This window comes from Deferribacterota bacterium, assembly GCA_034189185.1.
GTDB lineage: Bacteria > Chrysiogenota > Deferribacteres > Deferribacterales > UBA228 > UBA228.
The window spans coordinates 1-2427 of record JAXHVM010000224.1 but is presented as its reverse complement, the minus strand read 5'-3'; the positions used below and the strand labels follow the sequence as shown (position 1 = coordinate 2427).

Below are 2427 nucleotides of genomic sequence, written 5' to 3'. Positions count from 1 at the left end.
TTTACTTAAATAGACTTTTATATTTTTTTTACCACTAAATATAGTTCTAAGTGGCGTTGCAATATCACCAGGGTTAAGGCCTGCCATAGCAACTTGGTACAATAATGGTTGAAATAGATGATAATTATTACAGTCGAATAAGATTATCTCTAAGTCATCTTTGTCTTGTAGTTGTTTTACAACATTAATACCTGTAAAACCTCCACCAATAACTATAATTTTTTTCATATTTTATGTTATATATAATAATTTATAAATTATCAATATTAAAACATTAACTAAGGTATTGATTTTTGCTCAATAAATAATAACTTTTAAGTGATGTTAAGGTTTAATTTTCTTGTCTACAGGTATTTTGTAAATGTTATAGCTTTGGGCTTTACAAGTTTGCTTTTTAAACATATTAATATAGATGCATTTTTAACACTTTTAATAGCTGCACTTATATTAACGCTGTTAAATATATTTTTAAAACCTATTCTTGTTTTATTAACCTTGCCTCTTCAAATATTGACATTTGGTCTCTTTTATGTAGTTGTTACAGCTATAATTTTAAAATTAACTGCTTCCTTTGTTGCAGGCTTTAATATTGATGGTTTTTGGGCTGCTATTGGTGGGAGCTTGTTTATAGGATTTATTAATTTAATTTTTGACTTTTTCTCTAGAAGTGCTGAATTAAGGTTTATAGTATGGAAATAAATAATGAAAGGATTAAAAGTGATTTAAATAAACTTGAATATATAATAAATATGCAACATTTAGAATCTGATAATAATGGTGATGTTTTTAATAGTTTAACCGATATGAATGAGTTTATAATTAAAAGTATTATCAACAAGTATAGGCATTATGAGATTAGGGATATTTCTTTAAGGAATAAATATAATAATCTATTATCAAAGTACTTCGCCCGTAAAAGCAAGAAAAGTATGGGCAGACGTACTGAGAGCTCACTAGAATATATTAAAAATAAAGATGAAAATGTTTTTAAGATAATCTCAGGTAAAATAGATAGCTTAGGGTTGACCTTGCCAAGTAAGATCGAGGATATTATATGTAATAAAGTTATAGACCTTATGGATAAAGGTTATAAATTGGAAGATATAAATATTAAATATGAAAATGATAAAATAAGGGTGGTATTAAGTTGACTGTGAAGAACAAAAAATTGTATAGGATAATATTTGCAAATGAAAAAAAAGAGGTAATGCAACTACATGCTAATGAAGTAAACCCTACATCCTTTCTGGGGCTTATTGAGGTTAGTGATATAGTTTTTATAGATTCTTCAGATATTATCGTTACGCCTGAGGATGATAAGGTTAGAAAAGACTTTAAGGATGTGAAAAAAACCTATATTCCTATAAACTACATTATTAGAATTGATGAGGTCTCATTTAAGGAAGAAACTCCTGTAATTAGATTATATAATAATGATAAATAATTAATTTACTATATTTAAATATAGTAGAAATTTTATTTAATCTTTTTATTTGATATTTTAATAAAGTTCTATTTTAATGTGATTAGTTGTTAATATATCGTTTGACAGTTATAGAGCCTAAAAGTATAATTAGTTAAGGTAGTTATTTAAGGAGGCTTTATTATGAAGTTATGGAAATGGATAGGATCTATAATAGGTCTTTATGGTGTAGTTTTGATTATTCTTGGTATCTATTATTTTATAAACCCAGAAAGGGTAACTGCTACTGCAGAATATAATCCTACTTTCTGGTGGGGCCTCTTTATGACATTATTTGCTTCTATTTTGTTTATTATATCACACAAAAATGAAAACTCTTAAATATTTTAATATTTAACTCAATTAGTTTGCAGTATAATGGTAGCTTAAATATTTGTATTTATAAGCAAGTTTCTCAGTGTCAATGCTGCAAATTCAGGAGTTATATCTCTTTGGGGTGCAGCAAGCATTTCAAAACCGGCCATATGTTTTTTAACTGTAGCTGATCTTAAAAGAGTAGGGTAGAAATGTAAATGCATATGATATATGTTGTTACCTAATGTTTTCGGTTTTATATGGAATCCATAACTGAGAGGCATTACAACATCAAACAAAGAATCATACATCTTAATTAATCTCTTTAATAACATAGCTAAATCTTTTTTCTCGTTATCGTCAATATCACTTAAACATCCGATATGACGTTTTGGGATAGAAAGTGTTTCAAAAGGCCATACTGTCCAGAAAGGAACTATTGTAATAAAAGAGTTGTTTTCAAATACAACTAAATCCTTGACCTCCTTTTCATATTTAGCTATATCACAAATTAAACAACTATTATTATCTTTTAAATATTTTTCTTTGTTATATATTTCTTTTCTTATTACATCCGGTATTGTCTCAACAGCCCATATTTGGCCATGTGGGTGTGGATTACTGTTGCCGACACCACCCCTGTTTTCAAA

The 2427-nt window shown here is 27.5% G+C and carries 6 protein-coding genes; 4 read left to right on the top strand and 2 right to left on the bottom strand.

Translation table 11 applies throughout. From position 1 onward, the window contains the following. Positions 1-228, bottom strand: a 228-nt coding sequence (locus tag SVN78_10215; GenBank protein ID MDY6821981.1) for an FAD-dependent oxidoreductase, incomplete at its 3' end; no start/stop codon positions are given. 93 nt (positions 229-321) lie between these two features. Between SVN78_10215 and SVN78_10210 the strand changes: the two genes are divergently transcribed. The 4 genes from SVN78_10210 (at position 322) to SVN78_10195 (ending at position 1804) form a co-directional block, all read left to right on the top strand. Next, positions 322-699 carry a phage holin family protein gene (locus SVN78_10210; GenBank protein ID MDY6821980.1) on the top strand — a complete coding sequence of 126 codons (378 nt, stop codon included), beginning with the start codon at positions 322-324 and terminating at the stop codon, positions 697-699. Then, positions 690-1151 carry a hypothetical protein gene (locus tag SVN78_10205; protein MDY6821979.1) on the top strand — a complete coding sequence of 154 codons (462 nt, stop codon included), beginning with the start codon at positions 690-692 and terminating at the stop codon, positions 1149-1151. The genes SVN78_10210 and SVN78_10205 overlap by 10 nt, the downstream gene beginning before the upstream one ends. A gap of 2 nt (positions 1152-1153) precedes the next feature. Continuing rightward, entirely contained in the window at positions 1154-1444 is a 291-nt protein-coding gene (locus SVN78_10200) for a DUF1820 family protein (GenBank protein ID MDY6821978.1), read from the top strand. Between the two features lie 162 nt (positions 1445-1606). Further along, positions 1607-1804 (top strand): hypothetical protein, encoded by a 198-nt coding sequence (locus SVN78_10195; GenBank protein ID MDY6821977.1) that lies wholly within the window; start codon positions 1607-1609, stop codon positions 1802-1804. A 44-nt stretch (positions 1805-1848) separates the two neighbouring features. On the opposite strand, the gene galT is transcribed toward SVN78_10195, so the two are convergent. Next, on the bottom strand, positions 1849-2427 hold a 579-nt coding region (gene galT, locus SVN78_10190), incomplete at its 5' end, for a galactose-1-phosphate uridylyltransferase (GenBank protein MDY6821976.1).